The organism is Citrobacter amalonaticus (genome assembly GCF_037053465.1).
Taxonomy (GTDB): Bacteria; Pseudomonadota; Gammaproteobacteria; order Enterobacterales; family Enterobacteriaceae; genus Citrobacter_A; species Citrobacter_A amalonaticus_H.
The window spans coordinates 74651-98452 of record NZ_JBALIF010000011.1 but is presented as its reverse complement, the minus strand read 5'-3'; the positions used below and the strand labels follow the sequence as shown (position 1 = coordinate 98452).

20 protein-coding genes and 1 pseudogene are annotated in these 23802 nt (G+C 52.0%); 11 read left to right on the top strand and 10 right to left on the bottom strand.

Annotated elements, in window-relative coordinates; all coding sequences use genetic code 11:
• Window positions 1-37: 37 nt before the first annotated feature.
• From guaB to vapC, 5 genes and pseudogenes are all read left to right on the top strand, one after another.
• Window positions 38-1504, top strand: coding sequence for an IMP dehydrogenase (gene guaB, locus WB371_RS17595; protein WP_336221324.1), 1467 nt, complete (start codon window positions 38-40; stop codon window positions 1502-1504).
• Window positions 1505-1570: 66 nt separating this feature from the next.
• On the top strand, window positions 1571-3148 hold the full coding sequence (gene guaA / locus WB371_RS17590; protein ID WP_336221323.1) for a glutamine-hydrolyzing GMP synthase: 1578 nt from the start codon (window positions 1571-1573) through the stop codon (window positions 3146-3148).
• 213 nt (window positions 3149-3361) lie between these two features.
• A pseudogene (locus WB371_RS17585) lies at window positions 3362-3484 on the top strand (Arm DNA-binding domain-containing protein); the annotation flags it as partial.
• A 507-nt stretch (window positions 3485-3991) separates the two neighbouring features.
• On the top strand, window positions 3992-4222 hold the full coding sequence (vapB, locus tag WB371_RS17580; protein WP_336221322.1) for a type II toxin-antitoxin system VapB family antitoxin: 231 nt from the start codon (window positions 3992-3994) through the stop codon (window positions 4220-4222).
• On the top strand, window positions 4222-4626 hold the full coding sequence (gene vapC, locus WB371_RS17575) for a type II toxin-antitoxin system tRNA(fMet)-specific endonuclease VapC (RefSeq protein WP_336221320.1): 405 nt from the start codon (window positions 4222-4224) through the stop codon (window positions 4624-4626). The genes vapB and vapC overlap by 1 nt, the downstream gene beginning before the upstream one ends.
• Window positions 4627-4730: 104 nt before the next feature.
• Here vapC and WB371_RS17570 read toward each other — a convergent pair whose 3' ends face one another.
• Together WB371_RS17570 and WB371_RS17565 are read right to left on the bottom strand one after the other, a co-directional pair.
• A complete protein-coding gene (locus WB371_RS17570; RefSeq protein ID WP_336221319.1) occupies window positions 4731-4937 on the bottom strand; it encodes a hypothetical protein in 207 nt (68 codons plus the stop codon).
• 792 nt (window positions 4938-5729) lie between these two features.
• Window positions 5730-5921 (bottom strand): YfgG family protein, encoded by a 192-nt coding sequence (locus tag WB371_RS17565; protein ID WP_336221318.1) that lies wholly within the window; start codon window positions 5919-5921, stop codon window positions 5730-5732.
• 349 nt (window positions 5922-6270) lie between these two features.
• On the opposite strand from WB371_RS17565, the gene WB371_RS17555 reads away from it, so the two are divergent.
• Window positions 6271-8511 (top strand): sensor domain-containing phosphodiesterase, encoded by a 2241-nt coding sequence (locus WB371_RS17555; RefSeq protein ID WP_336221317.1) that lies wholly within the window; start codon window positions 6271-6273, stop codon window positions 8509-8511.
• Window positions 8512-8517: 6 nt separating this feature from the next.
• Here WB371_RS17555 and ppx read toward each other — a convergent pair whose 3' ends face one another.
• The 4 genes from ppx to purM all read right to left on the bottom strand — a co-directional run bounded on the left by ppx (window position 8518) and on the right by purM (window position 13994).
• The gene (gene ppx, locus WB371_RS17550) at window positions 8518-10059 is read right to left on the bottom strand and encodes an exopolyphosphatase (protein WP_336221316.1); all 1542 of its coding nucleotides are present in this window, start codon (window positions 10057-10059) and stop codon (window positions 8518-8520) included.
• A 4-nt stretch (window positions 10060-10063) separates the two neighbouring features.
• Window positions 10064-12130 carry a polyphosphate kinase 1 gene (ppk1, locus tag WB371_RS17545; RefSeq protein WP_336221315.1) on the bottom strand — a complete coding sequence of 689 codons (2067 nt, stop codon included), beginning with the start codon at window positions 12128-12130 and terminating at the stop codon, window positions 10064-10066.
• Window positions 12131-12318: 188 nt separating this feature from the next.
• A complete protein-coding gene (purN, locus tag WB371_RS17540) occupies window positions 12319-12957 on the bottom strand; it encodes a phosphoribosylglycinamide formyltransferase (protein ID WP_336221314.1) in 639 nt (212 codons plus the stop codon).
• Window positions 12957-13994 carry a phosphoribosylformylglycinamidine cyclo-ligase gene (purM, locus tag WB371_RS17535; protein WP_336221313.1) on the bottom strand — a complete coding sequence of 346 codons (1038 nt, stop codon included), beginning with the start codon at window positions 13992-13994 and terminating at the stop codon, window positions 12957-12959. Before purM ends, purN begins: the two co-directional genes overlap by 1 nt.
• Before the next feature lie 270 nt (window positions 13995-14264).
• On the opposite strand from purM, the gene WB371_RS17530 reads away from it, so the two are divergent.
• From WB371_RS17530 to WB371_RS17515, 4 genes are all read left to right on the top strand, one after another.
• Window positions 14265-15695 (top strand): 6-phospho-beta-glucosidase, encoded by a 1431-nt coding sequence (locus WB371_RS17530; protein ID WP_336221312.1) that lies wholly within the window; start codon window positions 14265-14267, stop codon window positions 15693-15695.
• A gap of 182 nt (window positions 15696-15877) precedes the next feature.
• Window positions 15878-16504 (top strand): uracil phosphoribosyltransferase, encoded by a 627-nt coding sequence (gene upp / locus WB371_RS17525; protein ID WP_336221311.1) that lies wholly within the window; start codon window positions 15878-15880, stop codon window positions 16502-16504.
• A gap of 88 nt (window positions 16505-16592) precedes the next feature.
• Window positions 16593-17882 carry a uracil permease gene (gene uraA / locus WB371_RS17520; protein WP_336221310.1) on the top strand — a complete coding sequence of 430 codons (1290 nt, stop codon included), beginning with the start codon at window positions 16593-16595 and terminating at the stop codon, window positions 17880-17882.
• Window positions 17883-17975: 93 nt separating this feature from the next.
• Window positions 17976-18677, top strand: coding sequence for a DnaA inactivator Hda (locus WB371_RS17515; protein WP_336221355.1), 702 nt, complete (start codon window positions 17976-17978; stop codon window positions 18675-18677).
• A 47-nt stretch (window positions 18678-18724) separates the two neighbouring features.
• Here WB371_RS17515 and WB371_RS17510 read toward each other — a convergent pair whose 3' ends face one another.
• The 3 genes from WB371_RS17510 to WB371_RS17500 are packed head-to-tail and all read right to left on the bottom strand — an operon-like array spanning window position 18725 to window position 22437.
• Window positions 18725-20158, bottom strand: a complete 1434-nt coding sequence (locus tag WB371_RS17510) for a leucyl aminopeptidase family protein (RefSeq protein WP_336221309.1) — start codon at window positions 20156-20158, stop codon at window positions 18725-18727.
• On the bottom strand, window positions 20158-21114 hold the full coding sequence (locus tag WB371_RS17505; protein ID WP_336221308.1) for a N(4)-(beta-N-acetylglucosaminyl)-L-asparaginase: 957 nt from the start codon (window positions 21112-21114) through the stop codon (window positions 20158-20160). Before WB371_RS17505 ends, WB371_RS17510 begins: the two co-directional genes overlap by 1 nt.
• 3 nt (window positions 21115-21117) lie before the next feature.
• On the bottom strand, window positions 21118-22437 hold the full coding sequence (locus WB371_RS17500; protein ID WP_336221307.1) for a PTS sugar transporter subunit IIC: 1320 nt from the start codon (window positions 22435-22437) through the stop codon (window positions 21118-21120).
• Window positions 22438-22594: 157 nt separating this feature from the next.
• Between WB371_RS17500 and WB371_RS17495 the strand changes: the two genes are divergently transcribed.
• Complete coding sequence (locus tag WB371_RS17495; protein ID WP_336221306.1) at window positions 22595-23440, top strand: XRE family transcriptional regulator; 846 nt, start codon at window positions 22595-22597, stop codon at window positions 23438-23440.
• On the opposite strand, the gene arsC is transcribed toward WB371_RS17495, so the two are convergent.
• Window positions 23437-23796 (bottom strand): arsenate reductase (glutaredoxin), encoded by a 360-nt coding sequence (gene arsC, locus WB371_RS17490; protein ID WP_336221305.1) that lies wholly within the window; start codon window positions 23794-23796, stop codon window positions 23437-23439. The two genes, WB371_RS17495 and arsC, sit on opposite strands and share 4 nt — an antisense overlap.
• Window positions 23797-23802 lie beyond the last annotated feature (6 nt).

Below are 23802 nucleotides of genomic sequence, written 5' to 3'. Positions count from 1 at the left end.
GCAATATTTATCCACCCCCAGGTTAGAGATATTGCCCATGCTACGTATTGCTAAAGAAGCTCTGACGTTTGACGACGTCCTCCTCGTTCCCGCTCACTCCACCGTTCTGCCGAATACTGCCGACCTCAGCACGCAGTTGACGAAAACGATTCGTCTGAACATTCCTATGCTCTCCGCGGCAATGGACACCGTGACTGAAGCGCGCCTCGCTATTGCGCTGGCACAGGAAGGCGGCATCGGTTTTATCCACAAAAACATGTCTATTGAGCGTCAGGCGGAAGAAGTTCGCCGTGTGAAGAAACATGAATCTGGCGTGGTAACCGACCCGCAAACCGTACTGCCAACCACGACTCTGCGTGAAGTGAAAGAACTGACCGAGCGTAACGGTTTTGCAGGTTACCCGGTTGTGACCGAAGGTAACGAACTGGTTGGGATCATCACGGGCCGTGACGTCCGGTTTGTGACCGATCTGAGCCAGCCGGTTAGCGTTTACATGACGCCAAAAGAGCGTCTGGTGACCGTTCGTGAAGGCGAAGCGCGTGATGTGGTGCTGGCAAAAATGCACGAGAAACGCGTTGAGAAAGCGCTGGTTGTGGATGACAGCTTCCATCTGCTTGGCATGATTACCGTTAAAGACTTCCAGAAAGCAGAGCGTAAACCAAATTCCTGTAAAGATGAGCATGGTCGTCTGCGCGTCGGCGCTGCGGTTGGCGCAGGCGCTGGCAACGAGGAACGCGTTGATGCACTGGTGGCTGCGGGTGTTGACGTATTGCTGATCGACTCCTCTCACGGCCACTCTGAAGGCGTTCTGCAACGTATTCGTGAAACTCGCGCGAAATACCCGGACCTGCAAATCATTGGCGGCAACGTGGCGACTGGCGCGGGTGCTCGTGCCCTGGCGGACGCTGGCGTGAGCGCCGTAAAAGTGGGAATTGGCCCGGGCTCCATCTGTACAACCCGTATCGTGACTGGCGTAGGGGTTCCGCAGATCACCGCGGTGTCTGACGCTGTAGAAGCGCTGGAAGGCATGGGGATTCCGGTTATTGCCGATGGTGGTATCCGCTTCTCTGGCGACATCGCCAAAGCGATCGCAGCTGGCGCAAGCGCGGTGATGGTGGGTTCCATGCTGGCAGGGACCGAAGAATCGCCAGGTGAAATCGAACTTTACCAGGGGCGCTCTTACAAATCTTACCGCGGTATGGGCTCTCTTGGCGCAATGTCCAAAGGTTCTTCTGACCGTTACTTCCAGAGCGATAACGCCGCTGACAAACTGGTGCCGGAAGGCATTGAAGGCCGCGTTGCCTATAAAGGCCGCCTGAAAGAAATTATTCACCAGCAGATGGGCGGCCTGCGCTCCTGTATGGGCCTGACCGGCTGTGGTACTATCGACGAATTGCGTACTAAAGCCGAATTCGTACGTATCAGCGGTGCGGGTATTCAGGAAAGCCACGTTCACGACGTGACCATCACCAAGGAATCCCCGAACTACCGTCTGGGCTCCTGATCAGTTTCCGCGCCCGGTTTCACACCGGGCGCTTTTTTGGTTTCACTTGCCTCGGAATTAGCGTCAATGACAGACAATATTCACAAGCATCGCATTCTCATCCTGGATTTCGGATCGCAGTATACTCAACTGGTTGCACGTCGCGTGCGTGAACTTGGCGTGTATTGTGAACTGTGGGCGTGGGATGTGACTGAAGCACAGATTCGCGAGTTTAATCCTAGCGGTATCATTCTTTCCGGCGGTCCGGAAAGCACGACAGAAGAGAACAGTCCACGTGCCCCGCAATATGTCTTTGAAGCCGGCGTTCCGGTATTCGGCGTTTGCTATGGTATGCAGACGATGGCCATGCAGCTTGGCGGTCATGTTGAAGGTTCAAGCGAACGCGAGTTCGGCTATGCGCAGGTTGAGGTTCTGACCGACAGCGCGCTGGTTCGTGGCATTGAAGATTCCCTGACGACAGACGGCAAACCGCTGCTGGACGTATGGATGAGTCACGGCGACAAAGTTACCGCCATCCCGTCTGACTTCGTGACCGTTGCCAGCACCGAAAGCTGCCCGTTTGCCATTATGGCGAATGAAGAAAAACGCTTCTACGGCGTACAGTTCCATCCGGAAGTGACCCACACCCGTCAGGGGATGCGCATGCTGGAGCGTTTTGTCCGCGACATCTGCCAGTGTGAGGCGCTGTGGACGCCAGCCAAAATCATCGACGATGCCGTTGAGCGTATCCGCCAGCAGGTGGGTGATGACAAGGTGATCCTCGGTCTGTCCGGTGGTGTGGACTCTTCCGTTACCGCTATGCTGCTGCATCGCGCGATCGGGAAAAACCTGACCTGTGTTTTTGTCGATAACGGCTTACTGCGCCTGAACGAAGCCCAACAGGTTATGGACATGTTCGGTGACCATTTTGGCCTGAACATTGTCCATGTTCCGGCAGAAGATCGTTTCCTGACCGCGCTGAAAGGCGAGAACGATCCGGAAGCGAAACGTAAAATCATCGGCCGCGTCTTTGTGGAAGTGTTCGACGAAGAAGCGCTTAAGCTGGAAGATGTTAAATGGCTGGCGCAGGGGACAATTTATCCAGACGTGATTGAATCTGCCGCGTCTGCCACCGGTAAAGCGCACGTCATCAAATCTCACCACAACGTAGGCGGCCTGCCGAAAGAGATGAAGATGGGGCTGGTTGAGCCGCTTAAAGAGCTGTTCAAAGACGAAGTGCGTAAGATTGGTCTGGAGCTGGGTCTGCCTTACGACATGCTGTACCGTCACCCGTTCCCGGGACCGGGTCTGGGTGTCCGCGTGCTGGGCGAAGTGAAGAAAGAGTATTGCGACCTGCTGCGTCGCGCGGATGCTATCTTCATTGAAGAACTGCACAAAGCCGATCTGTACAACAAAGTCAGCCAGGCATTCACGGTGTTCCTGCCGGTGCGTTCTGTTGGCGTGATGGGCGATGGCCGTAAGTATGACTGGGTGGTTTCCTTGCGTGCTGTCGAAACGATCGACTTCATGACCGCGCACTGGGCGCACCTGCCGTATGATTTCCTGGGCCGTGTATCTAACCGCATCATCAACGAAGTGAACGGGATTTCCCGTGTGGTATATGACATCAGCGGCAAGCCACCAGCAACGATTGAGTGGGAATAAGCCGATAACCCTTCCTGGGTTTTCATGAACAGGTAAAACTGCAATCAACCCTCTGTTTTTACAGGGGGTTTTTATTTATGTGCATTCATGAATTTTCTATGTGGCGCACAGTTCCTGACGGTAAATTTGACGTAATCGTAGAAAAAATAGACAGTCCTCTTTAGTCAATACGTACAGTAATTAGTCAATTCTGACGGTATTTCCGGAGTGCGTATGCTTACCGATATCCAGCTTAGAAGACTTAAACCGCAGGAAAAAATCTACAAAGTTACCGATCGTGATGGGCTCTATGTGGCCGTATCGCCCACCGGAATTCGCTCATTTCGTTATGATTATATCTTTTTGTCGCAGAAATGATGGCGCCAGAAGGTAAATACAACGATAAGCCTGATAAAACGGCGGCTGGCGCAGCGGTGTGCGTCGGCGTCACTTTGTTTTGCTTCGCTTCCAAAGTGACGCGCCGCCGTTTCAGGCAACCTGTTTACTGGCGCAGAGATACGCCCCGTCTAAAGACGCGGTAGCAACCTGACATAGCAGCCAGGCACAGTCCCTAAGGTCATGGCTGTCTCGGGTGCAGTCCCAGGACTGCGGCAGTTACCGTAAAAATAACATTGTGGATACGATGGTCAAGCTATGTTTCATTCGTAATTAAATGATAATAAAGGATTTAACCATCATGTAGTGGTGTGTTGTTTTATGATGACTTGCGGGCACAATGTTGTTTTTTCAGGGGACCTGAAAATATTTGTACGCGCCAGTGCCTTCTTTTGTATATCCCATTGACATATCCCATAATTGCCTTATGCTGACAATATGTACAAAACTTCACCACTGGAGGCGAGAATGGAAAAGACAACCGTATTCAAAAGTAACCGTAGTCAGGCGGTGCGTCTGCCAAAAGCGGTGGCTTTACCGGAGGATGTCAAACACGTGGATATCGTTGCGGTGGGGCGAACGCGCATTATTACTCCCGCAGGAGAAAGCTGGGACAGCTGGTTTGATGGTGAGAGCGTGACGTCTGACTTTATGGTTGCCCGTGAGCAGCCCGGTGACCAGGACAGGGAAGGGTTCTGATGCTCAAACACATGCTGGATACCAATATTTGTATTTATACGATCAAAAATAAACCTCAGGCCGTCCGGGAGGCGTTTAACCAGCATTACGGGCGGATGTGTATCAGTTCTGTCACGCTGATGGAACTGATTTACGGCGCGGAAAAGTCAGCTAGCCCGGAGAAAAACCTGCGCGTGGTCGAAGGATTTATCGCCCGGCTGGAGGTGCTGAATTATGGTATCGATGCGGCGGTACAGACGGGGCAAATCCGTGCAGAACTGGCAAGAGCAGGTACGCCCGTTGGCCCGTATGACAGCATGATTGCGGCCCATGCCCGCGCACTGGGTTTAATTCTGGTGACGAACAATACCCGTGAGTTCGAACGTATTAATGGCTTACGCCTGGAAGACTGGAGTATCAGCTAAATAGCCGGCTGGAAAATATGTTGTCTATATTCCAGCCGGTTATTTCAGAACCTGGCTTTCCGGCGTGTGGCCATAATGTTCTGATATGTGAGTAATCTGTACATTTATTCGACTTCAGCAGGTTCCTCTGCATTCATAGGTTCATCATTATGGCTATGGGGTGGAATAATTTTGTAACCAGCGCGCTTTGCCAGCCAGAAAAAAGTGTCCAGAGAGGCTGTAAATTCATTCTCCTGGATCTGGCGAACATTGATAACAACTCCGTTTTCAATCGTCAGAGCGACATTGATAGCTTCATGCTTAGTTTCCATTGTGATAACCCTCATTTTATGAATTTCAGTTAATTAGTTCCCTTGAAATTGACTGTGGGTTTTACAAACCCGGTGCTCACTATCTGTGAATCCTGTTTTTAAACTGCGAAAAAGTTCAAAAAATAACCAGCATAGTTTGTGGTTTTATGGGGCAGGATGAGTCATGTCATGTACTGGGGGAAGCGTGGCGATTCACTGCGCTGAAATTTCTTTTTTTCATTGAGGCACCTGTATTGTTCTGAGATGAGCATATCACCTCTGTTCAGGTGGCCAAATCCAGTAAACCATTTCAAGTGGGAATGATTGCCCATTACAATGACGTATGATGGCAAAACCCTCAGCATTACAGTAATGCTGGTCAGTTAAGCTTTGCAGGTTGTTCCGTTCACCTGATGACCTGTTGCTTCTGTTACTTCACATTCTGTGAACGGGATAAGGGGGCCACCACGGCCCCTTATCGATCCCCGTGGTTCCGCAGAGAAATCGGTGCTTCGCACTATGCTCATCTCCCGACCATCTGCCTGCAGTCGGCTCTGGTCGACATCCTGTCTTATGTCGCCTCTGGCCGGGGCGGCGAACGCCCTTTACACGTTCACCGCAGTGAAACTGACAGGAAGCAGAGGAAGTGTAGTGAACGGAACCATTCCACAGTTTTTCAGCGGGGGGCTTTTAAAGCAAAATAATGAATACATGCTCATTATTTTGCTTAACTGTACGGCATTACTGTATTACAGGAGTTTTTTTGTATCTGTGCATATGGGGTAACCTGAAGGGGGTTTCTGTCAGAAAAAACTAACGTTGAGCAGGCGTTTCGACTGAGAGGCTGGACTGTTGCGCGTCTTTTTTATCCTGATGATGATACCAGGCACCGATAGAAGAGTAGACGAAGCGTCCAAAGAAGAGGATAAAGCTGATAAGCAATACGATACGGGTCATGCGACTGTTAAATCGATGTCGTTTTCGCATACTGGTTGCCTGACTCACAAAAGGTTCCTTAAAGGATGCCCACACGGGCGATATGTACATTAAGGCATACTGGGCTAAGATGGTCAATTCTTGATTATGTAAAATTGCGTCAGTTGATTCATATTTCTGCGTTATGAAAGTTGGCTTAATTATTTACGTCAATTATATGTAAATGATAACACAGTGAAATAAAGGTAATGAATCATTAATGTGGGTAAAATTACTTGATATATATCAAGCTTTACTTTCCATTGATAACTAAAATCGGTGCGATATGTATGGTGAGTTTTTCATCTTAATTTTTAAGTCAGGATGGATGCCTGTCTGATATAACCCCTTATGGAATTTGGGGTTTTGCTGAGCATCTATGCGACTGAATAAAAACTATATTGCAATCAGAGATAAGTGGTGGGGACTGCCTCTGGTTTTACCTTCCATATTGTTACCGCTTGTAAGCCAGACGAATACCTATGCGCATGTGGCCACCGGCGATGTCATTCTCCTCTACTTACCCTTATCTTTAATGATGAGCCTGATGCTCTTTTTCGGTTGGGCGGCACTGCCAGGAATTATACTGGCAATTTTTATTCGCAAATATCCACAAGTTGGTCTCGTGGAAACGTTGCCGATTATTGCTCATATTCTCATTGCGATTGTGTTGAGTTGGGGGGGCTATCGTGTCTTTGTGCCCCGGCGCAACAATGTCTCGCATGGCATATCGCATCTTGTCTTTCAGCGAGTGTTCTGGCAGGTTTTTTGTCCCGCCACGTTGTTGCTGGTACTTTTTCAGTTCGCCGCTTTTGTAGGGCTATATGAAAGTAAGTTGAGCCTGATGGGGGCAACGCCTTTTAACATCAACGCATTAATCAATTACCAGGGAATTCTTGTGGGTAATTTGGTCGGCGTACCGCTTTTCTATTTTCTTATTAGGATTGTTCGTAATCCTATGCATTTACGCGGATATTATTCGCGGATGAAGTTAGAGTTTGACAGCAAAGTATCAAAAAAAGAAATCGCCATTTGGTTTCTCATTTTGTCAGCTTTAATGATCATGCTGTGCATGCCATTGAATGAAAACAGCTCCATATTCAGCACTAACTACACCATGTCATTATTACTGCCGGTGATGTTATGGGGGGCAATGCGTTATGGTTATCGCTTTATTTCGCTGTTGTGGGCACCCATAATCATTATTGCGATTCATAATTACAGAAGCTATACGCCATATTATTCGGGGTATGATATTCAACTGGCTATTACCTCATCCAGTTATCTTGTTTTTTCTTTTATTGTGAATTACATGGCGGTGCTGGCTACCCGTCAGCGAATGGTGAGTAGCCGCGTCCGACGCCAGGCATTTATTGATCCGGTCGTACATCTTCCCAACCTTCGGGCATTGAACCGTGCGTTGAGAAATACTCCCTGGTCGGCCCTCTGTTTTTTGCGTGTTCCTGAACTTGAATTTCTGGTTAAGAATTACGGGATTATGTTGCGTATCCAGTACAAACAACAAATTTCACACTGGATAGCCGAAAAGCTAGGGCCTGATGAACTCGTTTATCAAATGTCCGGCCCCGATCTGTTACTGCGCTTAAACACAGAGTCCCATCAGCAGCGTATTGAAGCGCTGGACGAACATATTAAGCAGTTTCGCTTTGTCTGGGATGGAATGACCTTCCAGCCACAGGTTGGCGTGAGCTATTGTTACGTGCGCTCTCCCGTCAACCATATTTATTTATTGCTGGGCGAGTTAAGTACTATCGCAGAGCTGTCTATTATGACCAACACGCCGGAGAATTTGGCGCGTCGGGGCGCGGTGAATTTACAGCGTAACCTGAAAGACAAAGTTTTGATGATGAATCGATTGCAGTATGCGCTGGAGAACGATCGTTTTTGTCTGATGGCGCAGCCAATTGAAGGTCTGCGTGGCGATGTCTACCATGAGATTTTACTGCGTCTGGAAGATAACGACGGCACAATGATCAACCCTGAGGTCTTCTTGCCAGTGGCGCATGAATTTGGCCTGTCGTCGAAAATTGATCTCTGGGTCATTGAAAATACCTTGCGTTTTATGGCGGAAAATCGCGAGATAATACCGGCTCGTCGCTTTGCGCTTAACCTTTCAGCCCCATCTATTTGTCGGGCAAAATTCTCGCAGGAAGTCAGTAAGCTTCTGAGCAAATATCAGATTGAAGCATGGCAATTGATCTTTGAAGTGACCGAGAGTCAGGCGCTTTTGAATACCGGGCAGGCGGAGTTAACCCTCAAAAATCTGCAACTGCTGGGGTGTCACATTGCCATTGATGACTTTGGCACCGGTTATGCCAGCTATGCCAGACTGAAAAATGTTAACGCTGATATCCTGAAGATTGACGGAAGTTTCATCCGCAATATTGTCTCCAATAGTCTGGATTACCAGATAGTGTCGTCTATCTGCCATCTCGCCCGGATGAAAAAAATGCAGGTGGTGGCTGAATTCGTCGAAAGCGAAGAGATCCGCCACGCGGCAATATCGCTGGGAATAGATTACATGCAGGGATATCTTATCGGCGAACCGCAACCCCTGAAGGATACGCTGAAAGAGCAGGTGCCAGTGACTGGCACCTGAGTGGCTTCACGCGGCAATTTCCGGTGAGTGTTCTTCTTCAATTTTTAAACGCCAACCGGTGACGGCCTCCCAGTACTGCTGTTCTTTTTCCAGATCGAGCAGCACCAGCGCGTTCTGACTGAACCAGTCATGTGGAAAACGCAGGGTCCAGTGGTTGTCATCGGTGATGAGCGTCAATGTGGGCGGTGTTGTGGTGGCCTGTCGCTGATTGTTCAGCAGTACGCCAAGACGCAATAACTGGATGAGCGGCAGAAACTGCTTCTTCTTAAACAGCGTAAAACGCGGGAGATCGTCCAGTTTTACCGCTTTACGGTGATAGCGAACCAGTGTGGCCATCATGGTTTGCTGTTCCTGATTAAATCCGGGGAGATCGCTGTTTTGCAGGATATACGCTGAGTGGCGGTGCAGACCGCTGTGATTGATGTTCAGCCCAACCTCATGCAGCATTGCCGCCCATTTCAGCAGCGCTTCGAGCTGCGGATGCGCCAGCTTCGGCTGCTGCGTCTGCCACTGTTCATACATCTGCATGGTGGTTTCCAGTACGCGGCGGGCCTGATCGCTGTCGATGTTATACTGGTTTGCCAGACTGCTGGCTGTACGGCTGCGAACATCCTGATGGCGGAAACGACCTTCCATTTCGTACAACACGCCTTCGCGAAGCGCCCCATCGGAAAGGCGAAGTTCGCGGATTGCCAGCGCATCAAAGACGCCGCACAAAATCGCCAGACCCGGGACAAAAACCGCTTTTCGTTCATCCGATAATCCTGGCAGGTTCAGCGCGTCGAAATTGCGATGTTTCAGTACCTCAGCAACCAGCATAGCCAGTCGTTCAGGGGTGATGAACCCGTTGCTCTCACCCATCCCGAGGAGCACTTCATGTGCGGCTTTGATGGTGCCGGAAGCCCCCATCGCCACGTTCCAGCCCTGAATACGAAATTGCCAGGTTAAGGTTTCGAGTTTCTGGACCGCCGCCATTCTGGCGCGCTGGAAGTTCTCTTTGCTGATCGCTCCGCCAGGGAAATAAATCTGTGCAAAGCTAACGCACCCCATACGGCGACTCTCAACCAGTTTGGGTTCAAAGTTTTCACCGATGACCAGTTCTGTCGAGCCTCCGCCGATATCAATCACCAGCTTGAGACCTTTCTCCGGCTGCGTATGCTCAACGCCCATAAAGATCAGACGCGCTTCCTCATTACCGGAAATGATCTCAATCGGGTAGGGGATCACTTTTTCCGCACGTTTGAGGAAATCGGTGGCGTTGGCCGCCTGACGAAGGGTATGCGTTCCCACGATACAGACGCTGGACGGCGCAAATCCCTGTAGACGCTCAGCGAACAGCGAGAGACAGCTTAATCCACGCTCTATCGCTTCTTCGCTCAGCATATTGTCTTCGCCAAGACCATCAGCCAGATGCACGCGTTGCTTCAGGCGACCAATAATCTGCATCGCGCCATCCACTACGCGGGCTATCACCATGTGAAAACTGTTTGAGCCGAGATCAACCGCCGCAAACTCCTGCGGTCGTGGGGTCTTATCATGTATTGGCATAGCGTTAGTCAGGTTGCTCAAGTGATTTGATATAGTCGTAAATCGCCAGTTGCGACTGTACTTTGCGGCGGTTTCCACGCGGCACGTAGCGATTGCTCAGTTCTTTGTCGATATAGCGGGCTTTTACCGTGTCGCTGAACAGAATATCAATAATGTCCAGCACCCGCTGTTTCAGACGCGGGTCGAGCAGCGGTGTCGCCACTTCAATTCGGTAATCGATATTGCGTGTCATCCAGTCCGCAGAGGAGAGATACACCTGCTTATCGCCGCCGTTTTCAAAGATATAGACCCGGTCATGTTCAAGATAGCGGTCGACAATACTGATGACGCGAATGTTGTCGCTGATGCCTTCCAGATTTGGAATGAGCGAGCACATACCACGAATTAACAGGTTTACCGCCACACCAGAACTGGAGGCGGCATACAGACGGTCAACCAGACCTTTATCCACCAGGTTATTCAGCTTGAGCGTAATTCCGGAAGGCTGGCCCTGTTGGGCATTGGCTATCTCGCGGTCAATCATTTCATATAACAGGCGACGCGAGTTTTGCGGCGACACCAGCAGATAATCAAAGGTGACCGGACGATACGGGTTTTCGATAAAATTGAACACCCGGCGCACTTCGTTGGTGATACGCGCATCGGCGGTTAACAATGAATAGTCGGTATACAGGCGCGCGGTTTTTTCGTTGAAGTTCCCGGTGCCGATATGGGCGTAACGCACCACCTCTTCACCCTCTTTACGCGAAATCAGGAACAACTTGGCGTGAATTTTTAAGCCAGGGGCCGAGAAAATCACGTGAACGCCCGCTTCCGTCAGGCGTTTCGCCCAGTGGATGTTAGCCTCTTCATCAAAGCGCGCCTGTAACTCAACCACCACCGTCACTTTTTTACCGTTATGGGCGGCGTGGATCATGGCGTCGATAATGCGTGAGTCTTTCGCCACGCGGTAGATGTTGATTTTGATCGCCAGCACGCTGGGGTCAAAGGAGGCCTGACGCAGCAGTTCCAGTACGTGTTCAAAGGTGTGATACGGATAGTAAAGCAGCACATCGCGCTCGCGAATGGCGTCGAACCCGTTGCGGAATTTCTCTTTATCGAACCAGATGTGGCGCAGACGCGGCAGCGGTTTATTTACCAGATTCGCTTTGCCCACATTGGGGAAGTTGATGAAATCCTTAAAGTTATGATAACGCCCGCCGGGTACGATAGAGTCATAACGCGAAATCGTCAGCTTTTCGCGCAGCACTTCGACCAGCGCGTTAGGCATGTCGCGCTGATAAACAAAACGCACCGGTTCAGCGGTCAGACGCTGCTTCAGGCTGGAGGACATCAGCTCCATCAGGCTGGATTCCATCTCGTGTACCAAATCGTACTCGGCATCACGGGTCATCTTCATGGAATAGGCGTTCAGGGCATCATAATCAAAGAAGCCCTTGAAGATATCGTCCAGGCAGTAGCGCAGAATATTATCCAGCAGGATCATCGGTTTGCGACGCCGCGGGGCCTCGGGCGGCAGGTTCACAAAGCGAGGAACCTTGTCAGACGGGATCTCCAGCAGGGCATAGCGAATGGTGTCACCGCGAATAATCTCCACCGCAAGGTAGGTATAATCATCTTTCAGGAACTGAACGAGATCCGTTTCGCGGTTAATTAAAATCGGGGTAATGTGCTGGCGCAGATAATGTTTGAAGTAGTGACGTAGCCAGCTTTGCTGATTGACTGAGAGCTGGCGCTCGTTAATCAGGAAGATCTGATTACGCGCCATTTCCAGCAGTAACTCGTTATACAGACCATCGAATTCCTGGTCAGCTTTCAGAACGCGGGACTGGATTTTGCCTAACAGGTGGCGAGAATGCGAATTTGAGCCCTGTTCTTCGCTGATGATGATGCGGCGTTTCAGTTCCGCGAAGCGAACTTTATAGAACTCATCAAGGTTATTGGAATAGATGCCCAAGAAACGCATCCGTTCAATGAGCGGGTTTGATTTATCCGCCGCTTCCTGGAGCACACGTTCGTTGAACGCTAACCAGCTCAGCTCTTTCTCGATGTATAGTTTTTCCTGACCCATTAATACTTATACTCCGTTTTATTCACGGGACACTGCCTGATTATTATGGCGAGCATTGCGCTGCGATGTCCAACTGTGTCAGAAAAGTATGACAATAAACCGTCTGATCGCAAAGAGGAAGGGGGACCGGTTGGTCTGAAGAAAAGGAGGCGCCGGATAAGGAAGGAAGAGCGTTATCCGGCACTGTTTTACTCGTCGGCCGCGTAGCCCTGAGGAGGCAGACGCACACCATCCAGCCAGGCGGCGTTGTCGTGCATTTTCAGGCGACCATCCACAAACCAACTGACAACCAAAGGGTAGATGGCGTGTTCCTGGGCCTGAACGCGGGCGGTGATCTCATCCTCATCATCGCCGTCGAACACCGGAACTTTGGCCTGTAAAATCACTGGCCCACCGTCAAGCTCATCAGTCACAAAGTGAACCGATGTGCCATGCTCTACATCGCCATTTTCCAGCGCCTGACGATGGGTATGTAAACCAGGGTATTTTGGCAACAGGGAAGGGTGGATGTTCAGCAGGCGTCCGTGGTAGTGGGCGACAAATTCCGGACTCAGAATACGCATAAAACCGGCCAGAACCACCACGTCAGGTGCGTAAGCGTCGATTTCAAGAATCAGTTCGCGGTCAAACGCTTCACGGCTGGCGAACTGATTGGCAGTTAGCGTATGCACCGGAATGGCCGCTTTTCTGGCACGCTCAAGGCCGAACGCGTCGGCCTTGTTGCTGAATACTGCCCGAAGGGTGCCTTTGATTTTCTTCTCTTTGCAGGCATCAATAATCGCCTGCAAATTGCTTCCGTTACCGGAAATAAGCACCACAATATTCATTATTCGATAACCACACGTTGTTCGGAATCAGACGCTTTGATGATACCGATTTTCCAGGCGTTTTCACCTTTTGCTTTCAGTAACGCGAGCGCTTTGTCTACTTCAGCGGCAGGCAGAGCAATGACCATTCCGACGCCGCAGTTGAAGGTACGGTACATTTCATGCTGGCTGACGTTACCGGCGTTTTGCAGCCAGTTAAATACCGCAGGCCACTGCCAGGAGGACTCATCGATAACCGCCTGTGTGTTCTCTGGCAGAACGCGAGGAATGTTTTCCCAGAAGCCGCCGCCGGTCAGGTGTGCAATGGCATGCACATCCACCTGCTCGATCAGTTCCAGAATCGATTTAACGTAAATCCGGGTCGGGGCCAGCAGGTGATCGGCCAGCGGTTTGCCTTCCAGTTCGGTTGTTTCCGGGTTGCAGCCGCTGACTTCAACAATCTTGCGCACCAGCGAATAACCATTGGAATGGGGGCCGCTGGAGCCCAGCGCGATCAGCACATCGCCATCGGCGACTTTGGAACCGTCAATGATTTCTGATTTTTCTACCACGCCGACGCAAAAACCGGCGACGTCATAATCTTCACCGTGGTACATCCCTGGCATTTCAGCTGTTTCACCGCCGACCAGCGCGCAGCCGGATTGCAGGCAGCCTTCCGCGATACCGTGAATCACGCTGGCTGCGGTATCCACGTCCAGTTTGCCGGTCGCGTAGTAGTCAAGGAAAAACAACGGCTCAGCGCCCTGAACCACCAGATCGTTAACGCACATCGCCACCAGATCGATCCCGATGCTATCGTGACGTTTCAGATCCATCGCCAGACGCAGTTTTGTTCCTACGCCGTCAGTGCCGGAAACCAGTACCGGTTCACGATATTTTTGCGGCAATGCGCACAGTGCGCCGAAACCACCCAGCCCCCCCATCACTTCCGGGCGGCGAGTTTTCTTCACTACGCCTTTGATTCGATCCACCAGAGCATTACCCGCGTCAATATCAACACCGGCATCTTTATAGCTAAGAGAGGTTTTATCGGTCACTGCTAAGGTCCCCACGCGTTACTTGCGGTTTGCGGTAGAAAGTCAATTCGGCGCAATTCTAACAGGGATAGCAAACGTTTGCGAGCCTGCGTTGCATCCGTTTTTATCTGTCGATTTTTCCTGCATTTTCTCGCCGCCGCGCCGTTTTTATGACCTGTACCACGAAAATGAAACCGGGTTCAGTTTCTTCCTTGAAACCATTGCCAGGATTGCTCAGTATCTTAATGAAACCGGTTTCTGTTTTGCCATTGTAAATCGACGAGGGGAACTATGTCTGGATTTAACGCGAATTTCATGTGGGGTGGGGCGGTGGCGGCTCATCAGTTAGAAGGCGGCTGGCAGGAAGGAGGAAAAGGCGTCAGCGTTGCTGATGTGATGACGGCGGGCGCCCACGGCGTGGCGCGGGAAATTACCGATGGCGTCCTGCCCGGCAAAAACTATCCTAACCATGAAGCGATTGATTTCTATCATCGCTACAAAGAGGACATCGCACTGTTTGCGGAAATGGGCTTCAAATGTTTTCGTACCTCCATTGCGTGGACGCGTATTTTCCCGCACGGAGACGAAACGCAGCCCAATGAAGCGGGGTTACAGTTTTATGACGATCTGTTTGATGAATGCCTGAAGTACGGCATTGAACCGGTCATTACCCTGTCGCATTTCGAAATGCCGTATCACCTGGTGACGGAGTATGGCGGCTGGCGAAACCGTAAGCTCATCGACTTTTTTGTTCGCTTTGCAAAGGTGGTTTTCACCCGCTATCAGCACAAGGTGAAATACTGGATGACCTTCAATGAGATCAACAACCAGGCGAACTATCATGAAGATTTTGCGCCATTTACCAATTCGGGACTGAAGTTCAAGCCGGGCGAAGACCGGGAACCGGTAATGTACCAGGCGGCGCACTATGAACTGGTCGCCAGTGCGCTGGCAGTGAAAGCGGCGCGTGAGATCAACCCGATGTTGCAGATTGGCTGCATGATCGCTATGTGCCCTATCTACCCGCTTACCTGTGATCCTAACGATATGATGATGGCGATGAACGCCATGCACCGTCGCTACTGGTTTACCGATGTCCACGTACGCGGTAAGTATCCGCAGCATCTCCTCAATTATTTCGAACGCCGTCAGTTTACGCTCGATATCACTGAAGCAGACCGCATCGCCCTCTCAGAAGGCTGTGTCGATTATATTGGTTTTAGTTATTACATGTCGTTTGCCACCAAAGCGACGCCGGACAATCCGCAGCTGGATTATGATGAAACCACCAGTCTGGTTTCCAACCCATACGTACAGAAATCGGACTGGGGCTGGCAGATTGATCCGGTGGGACTGCGTTACTCACTGAACTGGTTCTGGGATCATTATCAGCTTCCGCTGTTTATTGTTGAAAATGGCTTCGGGGCGATTGATGTACAGCAGCCTGACGGCACCGTGGATGACAGCTATCGTATTGACTACATGGCGGCGCACATTCGTGAGATGAAAAAAGCGGTCGTTGAAGATGGGGTAGAGCTGATGGGGTATACCCCATGGGGATGTATCGACCTGGTCTCAGCGGGAACTGGCGAGATGAAAAAACGCTACGGGTTTATCTACGTTGATAAAAATAATGATGGAAGTGGGACGCTGGCTCGTCACCCTAAAAAATCGTTTGCCTGGTATCAACAGGTGATAAAGAGTAACGGTGAATCCCTCTGATTTCAGTAGGTTAACACAAAGCCCCGCCCGGAATGCGGGGCTTGTTTTATACTCATCACCCAGGCGTATAAGACTTTGCTTGATCCAGGTCATGCATACGTTATGTTGCGCCAGAGAGGAAAAGCGGTATAATCCGGCGATTTTTTTTGTGGTTGCCACTCGTCTGAGGAAAGGAGAAGAGTATGAAGATCGTGGAAGTCAAACACCCACTCGTCAAACACAAGCTGGGTCTGATGCGTGAGAACGATATCAGCACCAAACGCTTTCGTGAACTCGCCTCGGAAGTAGGCAGTCTGCTGACTTATGAAGCAACTGCAGGCCTGGAAACCGAAAAGGTGACCATTGAAGGCTGGAATGGCCCGGTCGAAGTCGATCAAATCAAAGGTAAAAAAATTACCGTTGTGCCTATCCTGCGCGCAGGCCTGGGGATGATGGAAGGCGTACTGGAAAACGTTCCGAGCGCGCGTATCAGCGTCGTCGGGATGTACCGTAACGAAGAGACGCTGGAGCCTGTACCGTATTTCCAGAAGCTGGTCTCCAATATCGACGAGCGCATGGCGCTGATCGTTGACCCGATGCTGGCGACCGGGGGGTCTGTTATCGCCACTATCGATCTGCTGAAAAAAGCCGGTTGCAGCAGCATTAAAGTACTGGTGCTGGTCGCCGCGCCGGAAGGTATCGCGGCGCTGGAGAAAGCGCATCCGGATGTGGAGCTGTACACCGCATCCATCGATAAGGGATTAAACGAGCACGGATACATTATTCCGGGGCTTGGCGATGCCGGCGATAAGATCTTTGGTACTAAGTAAGTGAATAACTAATAAATAGCCGACTTTAAGAGTCGGCTTTTTTTTGAATAAAACAACTCATAACAAAACACACTCAGAGGAAAACACTATGACGCGCCGTGCTATCGGGGTGAGTGAAAGACCGCCGCTTTTACAGACAATCCCGCTTAGTTTGCAACACCTGTTCGCCATGTTTGGCGCAACCGTGCTGGTGCCAGTTCTGTTTCATATCAACCCGGCAACCGTTTTGTTGTTCAACGGTATCGGGACGTTGCTGTATCTCTTTATCTGTAAAGGGAAAATCCCCGCGTATCTGGGCTCAAGCTTCGCGTTTATCTCTCCGGTACTGCTGCTGTTGCCGCTGGGATATGAAGTGGCCCTGGGCGGCTTCATTATGTGTGGTCTCCTGTTCTGCCTGGTCTCTTTTATTGTGAAGAAAGCAGGAACCGGCTGGCTGGACGTGATGTTCCCACCTGCGGCAATGGGCGCAATCGTTGCCGTTATCGGTCTGGAACTGGCGGGTGTCGCCGCCGGTATGGCCGGACTGCTGCCAGCAGAAGGGCAATCGCCGGATTCAAAGACCATCATTATTTCCATGGTCACGCTGGCGGTAACCGTGTTTGGTTCGGTGCTGTTCCGCGGCTTTCTGGCGATTATCCCTATTCTGATTGGGGTCCTTGCGGGGTATGCGCTGTCGTTTGCGATGGGCGTTGTGGATACCACTCCAATTGCCCAGGCGCACTGGTTTGCGCTGCCGACGTTCTACACCCCGCGTTTTGAGTGGTTCGCTATCCTGACCATTCTGCCTGCGGCGCTGGTGGTCATTGCTGAACACGTCGGCCACCTGGTGGTCACGGCAAACATCGTGAAAAAGGATCTGGTGCGTGACCCTGGCCTGCATCGCTCAATGTTTGCCAACGGTCTGTCGACGGTGATCTCCGGTTTCTTTGGTTCCACGCCGAACACCACCTACGGTGAGAACATTGGCGTCATGGCTATCACCCGCGTTTACAGTACCTGGGTGATCGGCGGTGCGGCGATTTTCGCGATTCTGCTCTCCTGTGTGGGTAAACTGGCGGCAGCCATTCAGATCATTCCCCTGCCGGTAATGGGCGGCGTTTCTTTGCTGCTGTACGGGGTGATTGGGGCGTCGGGTATTCGCGTGTTGATTGAATCAAAAGTGGATTACAACAAAGCGCAGAACCTGATCCTGACCTCCGTTATTTTGATCATCGGTGTCAGCGGCGCGAAGGTCCATATTGGGGCCGCTGAACTGAAAGGGATGGCGCTGGCGACCATCGTCGGTATCGGTCTGAGCCTGATCTTCAAACTGATCTCCGTCCTGCGCCCGGAAGAAGTGGTGCTGGATGCGGAAGATGCGGAGACGCCGCAGCAGTAACCCGGGAGCCGGGCAGTGATGCTGCCCGGTTCTAACACGACCGAATTCTGTGGTAAACTCCTCGCGATTGAATGAAATCTGGTTGAGGTCTCTCTGAACACACCGGCACAGCTCTCTTTGCCACTTTATCTACCTGACGACGAAACGTTCGCAAGTTTCTGGCCGGGGGATAACGCCTCTTTACTGGCCGCACTGCAAAACGTGTTGCGTCAGGAGCATAGCGGATATATTTATCTCTGGTCGCGCGAAGGCGCGGGCCGTAGTCATTTGCTGCACGCGGCATGCGCAGAATTATCGCAACGTGGCGATGCTGTCGGTTATGTACCACTGGATAAACGGACCTGGTTCGTCCCGGAAGTGCTCGACGGGATGGAACACCTGTCGCTAGTCTGCATCGACAATATCGAATGCGTCGCGGGTGATGAGCTGTGGGAAATGGCGATTTTCGATCTCTACAATCGCATTCTGGAGTCCGGAAAAACGCGGTTACTGATAACCGGCGATCGTCCGCCTCGCCAGCTAAAACTGGGGTTGCCCGATCTGGCCTCACGTCTGGACTGGGGGCAAATCTATAAGCTGCAACCGTTGTCGGATGAGGACAAGCTTCAGGCGCTTCAATTGCGCGCTCGCCTGCGTGGTTTTGAACTGCCGGAAGACGTGGGACGTTTCCTGCTTAAACGGCTCGATCGGGAAATGCGCACGCTGTTTATGACGCTCGATCAGCTCGATCATGCCTCCATCAGCGCACAGCGCAAATTAACCATTCCGTTTGTGAAAGAGACTCTTAAGCTCTAGCCGAAATACAAGGTTACGTATCCCCCAACAAACGCCGTAACTTAGGGTTACTCCTCAACGGCCAGAGCGTTAAGCAAATGCTGCATCAGCAATGGGATGGGTCTGCCCGACGCCACGCTTCTTCCTCCTTCGCGCCATAACGCGGTACCGCTGATGTCCAGATGCGCCCACGGGATCGTTGGCGGACAGAAATGATGCAGCAGCCAGGCTGCCGAGGCGCTGATCGCGGCATTGTTCGTCGGCGTATTACAGAGATCGGCAATCGCGCTGTCGGTCTGCTTTTTCAGCCGGGCGTCCAGCGGCAGCGACCACACCTCATCACCACATATTTTCCCCGCGCAAGTGAGATGATCCCGTAACTGCTCATCCTGGGTCATCAGCCCGCTAAGTTCATATCCCAGCGCTTTTACCACCGCACCGGTTAACGTGGCTATATCAATAATGTAATGTGCCTGAGGATGTCGCTGGCTGGCCCAGGCAATGGCATCAGCCAACACCAGCCGCCCTTCGGCGTCAGTATTATTAATTTCTACCGTCATGCCATTGCAGGCGCGCGCCACATTACCAGGCTGCATCGCATTCGGGCCAATGGCGTTTTCCGCCAGCGCCAGAACACCCATCATGCGTACTGGCAACCTTAACTCTGCCGCAGTGAGCAGCAGGCCCAACACGTTAGCCGCACCGCACATGTCGTATTTCATGGTGTACATACCAGCGCCTTCTTTCAGCCAAAGTCCGCCTGTATCGAAGGTAATACCTTTACCGACATAGCAGCGGACGGGCCCTTCGGACGCGCCATCGTAATGGATAGCGACCAGACGCGGCGGGCAGGTCGCCCCTTTACCGACCGCATGCAACAAACCAAGACCTTGCTCAACAATTTGTTGTTCATCGAGCACTTCACAGTGCAACGTCGGGTAGGGAGCGCATAACGCTTGTACCTGTCCGGCGACGAAGTGTGGCGTACAGCGATCGGACGGAATATCGGCAAGACGGCGGGCGGCCATCATTCCATTGGCAATCGCCTGCTGCTGGCGAACGATCGCCTCAAGCGTTTCGCGCTGTTCCGGCAAGCAAAGCACATCAATGTGCGAGAGCCGCGTCGTGGCACTGTCAGCGGTTTTCAGTTGCAGATCATCAAGGCGATACGCCTGATTGAACAGGAAACGCAGTAGCTGAAGTAACACCGTAGAGTCGATGTCAGTGACGTCAATGACGACATTCGCACTGACTGGCGTGGCGAGCAGTGGACGTAGCGCATTCACCAGACCGTCGGTCAGGCTGTCCTGCCACAGCGCCTGCGGAAGGAGGGTGATGCGTTTGAAGGGGGCACAGCCAAAGCAGGCGTCCGCAATGACATTCGCTGCGCGCATCTCCTCAATGAGCGTGGTGTCTGGTAACGGCTGGCTTGTGGGATGGGCAATCAGGTGCGCGCCAGGGTGTACTGTGGACAGGGAATGAATCAGCTGAAAGGTAATCATTATTCTTCCTCTATTGGCGCACGAATGCGTGCGGCGTAAGCCTGCATCCAGGCTTCATCGACAGGCTGGTAACAGGTCTTCTCATGTCGACGCTCGGCGAGGTAGATGGTGAGTGGATGGCTGGCCGTAGCAACGGTAAAAGTGAACGTTTTGATGTTTGTCGCTGCGCCAAATTCCCCCTGGTTGTTCATACAGACCACAGAAAGATCGCCCACCCGGCCAAAGCGGGACATCAGGGTATCTTCAAGCTCAAACACCACCGTATCCGCAGCCTGTTGTGGGGTCATACCCTGTGCCATACGACGAACGATTTCATAGCTGGTGCAGCCTTTCATCAGATCTTCACCTACGCCGGTTGCGGTCGCTGCGCCGATGTGACTGTCGCAGTAAAAGCCAGAACCAATAATGGGTGAATCGCCCAGGCGCCCGCGTTTTTTCATAAACAGGCCGCTGGTTGATGTCGCCACGCTCATCGAACCTTGCCTGTCCAGGCCGATGATGCCGACGGTGTCGTGTCCGTCATAGGGGCTTAAGCCTTTATCAAGCGTTTCGCGACAGCGCTTGCGATAGTGTTGCAGAGCGCGTTCGGTAAGCATGGTCTTTTCCGCAAACCCCTGGCTTAACGCCCATTCGCGAGCCCCCTGACCGACAAGCATACTGTTGTAACGCTGGTTACTGAGGGCTTGCGCCACGCGTACCGGATTGGCGATATCCACGAGATTACCTACCGCGCCGAACGCCAGCGTGTCGCCATTCATAAACGCGGCATCCAGTTCCACGTCGCCGTTCTCTGTTGGTAGACCACCGTAGCCGACGGATTTATACCATGGGAAGTCTTCAACCGCGGCAACGGCATCCACGACGGCGTTAGCAGCCGGTTGCCCTGCCGCCAGCGCGGACGCGGACTCTGTTACACCTTCAAACGCCATTCGCCAGGTGGCGATAATTCCCCACATCTGTTACTCCTGTTTAACGGGTGTATTCGTATCTTGCGCCAGTGAGGCGATCTCAGCAGCGCGGTACTGTTTATCCACGATGCGCATGAAGGGCAGATAGAGCATTGCGCCAATCAGTAAGTTGATGATTTGCATAATGCTGCCGCTAAGGTGAGCGGTGACAATAAAACCACTGATCACCGGGGGCAGTGTCCACGGAATGAATACCCCGGTCGTGACGGCAACTGCGCCTATTTTCATCGCCACATACTGAACGGTGACCAGCACCAGCGGAACCAGGTTGAACGGGATCAGCATGATGGGGTTCATGATGACGGGGAGGCCGAAGAGGATCGGTTCATTGATATTGAAGACAGATGCCCCGGCGCCCAGTCGCGCGACTTCGCGCATGTTTTTACTGCGCGCGAAAATCAGCATCGCAATGACCAGCGACAGGGTTGCGCCCGCGCCGCCCATCCAGATCATGTCAAAAAATTGCTCAGTGATAATATGCGGCGGCGTGACACCCGCCTGAATAGCGGCAATGTTATCCGTCTGGTTCTCCATCCACAGCGGCCGGATAATGCCATTGATCATCGACCCGGAGTTAATCCCCACTGACCACAAAATCGTGATACTGAACACCGTCATCAGCGCGCCAAAATAAGAGGTGCCATAGTGACGGACCGGCGTGGCGACCACTTCATAGATAAAGCGGTGAATCGTCTGGTAATGGGTATTGTCAAACAGGATGCGAATCATCAGCACGAGAACCATGACCAAAAGGGCCGGGATCAGCGCGGCAAACGACTCCTGAACCGCAGGGGGAACGCCATCGGGCATTTTGATAACCAGATGTTTGCGCTTCAGCCAACAAAACAGCTCTGTCCAGAGCAATGAGCCCATCATCGCAACGAACAATCCTTTGCTGCCGATCCACTCCACCGGTATTACCGTGATGCCGCCGTTTTCCGCAACTTTGATAAAAGGTGTGAGGATCAAAAAGCTGACCAGCGCCAGAATGCCGCAGGAAATACGGTCTTCGCCGTAGTGCTCCGCCAGACGATAGGCGACGAGGAAGCTGATAAACAGCGACATCGTTGAGAACACCGCGTTAAACGGAATCTCGATAATGCTGCTCCAGCTTTCGCCAAAGGTCCCCGCCATAAACTGCTGGTAGGCCTGATTTGGAAAAGAGGAGATCACCAACAGAATAGAACCGACGATAATAAACGGCATGAAAGACACATATGCGCCGCGGATCGCGCCGAGATGACGCTGTTGTGCGGTTCTGGCGGCCAGTGGCATCAATTTTGCTTCAAGAAATCCCAGAACATTGTTCATTGTGAACTCCGTACAAGATCGGATGAGGGTATCTGTGTTATGCCAGTGGATTATCAGTGAAGCGCGGTAGTCGAAAGGTGAATCCGGTCACAATGTGCTCGCTGGAGAAATATAAATCTCATATGATTGGTTTTCTTTTAAGAAAAGGAATATGGCGATGGACATTAAATTGCATGCTAATGCCACCACCACACCGCGCATCCGTCGTTATTTACAACAGTCCAGTAAAAGCGACAGAGAACTGGCTACAGAGTTAGGGATCTCCGTTACCACAGTCAGGCGCTGGCGTCAGCGTGAGCAGACTTCAGACCGCAAAACGACGCCGAAAGTGATACACAAAGCGATGAGACAAGAACAGGTGGCGCTGGTAAATGGGTTACGCGACGTGACCGGTGTGCCGTTAGATGAACTTTTGTCGCTGGTGAACGAGGGGCTGGGAATTCGCGTATCGCGCGCGACGCTTAATCGTTATCTGAAACCAGTGATTGCGCAGCGTCAGGGGGCAGCGTTACAGGGGAAGAAGGCGCTGAGAGCCGGGTATCACCCTCATTCGCTGGAGGCGCACTACCTTCCGCTTTCATTACATATGGATGATGGCGGTGAACATCATTTGCTCTGGGCGCGTGAGCCGATGAGCGGCTGGTGTTTTGCCCGCTTGTATGCCGGGATCTCACCACAACTGGTCAGTCAGTGGCTGGATTCGCTGCTTGCGGCCTGTCCTGCTGATATCCAATCTGTTGAGACTTTCTTTTCTGACGCCCTTCGTGCCGGTGCGGATCAGGTGCTGAAGGCGCATGGAATTGCCCATAAGCAAAACCATAACGTACGAAACGCGCTTCAGGTGACCGTTCCGCTGGCGATGATCATCCCACGATGCATGGGCGAGTCCGCCAGTCAACTGCTCGGTGAGTTAATCGAAAGTTATAACACGGGGAAAGCGCAGAAAAAGCTGGGGGAAATGACGCCGCAGGCTTTCCTTGAAGCACTGCGGCGGGGGGATTAGCCGACGATGTCCAGCACGGCTTCCGGTGGGCGACCAATCCGCGCCTGACCGTTCGCTACCACAATGGGACGCTCCATCAGTTTCGGGTTGTCCACCATTGCCTGAATCAGTGCTTCTTCGCTCAGGTTGCTGTCGGCCAGATTCAGCGACTGGTAGAGATCTTCTTTCTGCCGCATCAGTTCCCGGGCGCTGGACATACCCAACATTTTCAACAGGTGACGCAGCGTTGTCGCGTCAGCCGGTGTTTCCAGATAAAGGACCACTTCCGGCTCGACGCCATTCGATTGCAGCAGACTCAGCGTTTCGCGACTCTTGGAGCAACGCGGGTTATGGTAGATTTTTACGGCCTTTGACATGGTGGA

Excerpts from the sequence above, each read along its gene's own strand:
- guaB (WP_336221324.1), top strand. The coding sequence starts at position 38 with ATGCTACGTATTGCTAAAGAAGCTCTGACGTTTGACGACGTCCTCCTC.
- vapB (WP_336221322.1), top strand. The coding sequence starts at position 3,992 with ATGGAAAAGACAACCGTATTCAAAAGTAACCGTAGTCAGGCGGTGCGT.
- WB371_RS17500 (WP_336221307.1), bottom strand. The coding sequence starts at position 22,437 with ATGAACAATGTTCTGGGATTTCTTGAAGCAAAATTGATGCCACTGGCC.
- ppk1 (WP_336221315.1), bottom strand. The coding sequence starts at position 12,130 with ATGGGTCAGGAAAAACTATACATCGAGAAAGAGCTGAGCTGGTTAGCG.
- upp (WP_336221311.1), top strand. The coding sequence starts at position 15,878 with ATGAAGATCGTGGAAGTCAAACACCCACTCGTCAAACACAAGCTGGGT.
- purN (WP_336221314.1), bottom strand. The coding sequence starts at position 12,957 with ATGAATATTGTGGTGCTTATTTCCGGTAACGGAAGCAATTTGCAGGCG.
- uraA (WP_336221310.1), top strand. The coding sequence starts at position 16,593 with ATGACGCGCCGTGCTATCGGGGTGAGTGAAAGACCGCCGCTTTTACAG.
- WB371_RS17570 (WP_336221319.1), bottom strand. The coding sequence starts at position 4,937 with ATGGAAACTAAGCATGAAGCTATCAATGTCGCTCTGACGATTGAAAAC.
- WB371_RS17530 (WP_336221312.1), top strand. The coding sequence starts at position 14,265 with ATGTCTGGATTTAACGCGAATTTCATGTGGGGTGGGGCGGTGGCGGCT.
- WB371_RS17555 (WP_336221317.1), top strand. The coding sequence starts at position 6,271 with ATGCGACTGAATAAAAACTATATTGCAATCAGAGATAAGTGGTGGGGA.
- guaA (WP_336221323.1), top strand. The coding sequence starts at position 1,571 with ATGACAGACAATATTCACAAGCATCGCATTCTCATCCTGGATTTCGGA.
- WB371_RS17495 (WP_336221306.1), top strand. The coding sequence starts at position 22,595 with ATGGACATTAAATTGCATGCTAATGCCACCACCACACCGCGCATCCGT.
- vapC (WP_336221320.1), top strand. The coding sequence starts at position 4,222 with ATGCTCAAACACATGCTGGATACCAATATTTGTATTTATACGATCAAA.
- ppx (WP_336221316.1), bottom strand. The coding sequence starts at position 10,059 with ATGCCAATACATGATAAGACCCCACGACCGCAGGAGTTTGCGGCGGTT.
- WB371_RS17510 (WP_336221309.1), bottom strand. The coding sequence starts at position 20,158 with ATGATTACCTTTCAGCTGATTCATTCCCTGTCCACAGTACACCCTGGC.
- WB371_RS17505 (WP_336221308.1), bottom strand. The coding sequence starts at position 21,114 with ATGTGGGGAATTATCGCCACCTGGCGAATGGCGTTTGAAGGTGTAACA.
- arsC (WP_336221305.1), bottom strand. The coding sequence starts at position 23,796 with ATGTCAAAGGCCGTAAAAATCTACCATAACCCGCGTTGCTCCAAGAGT.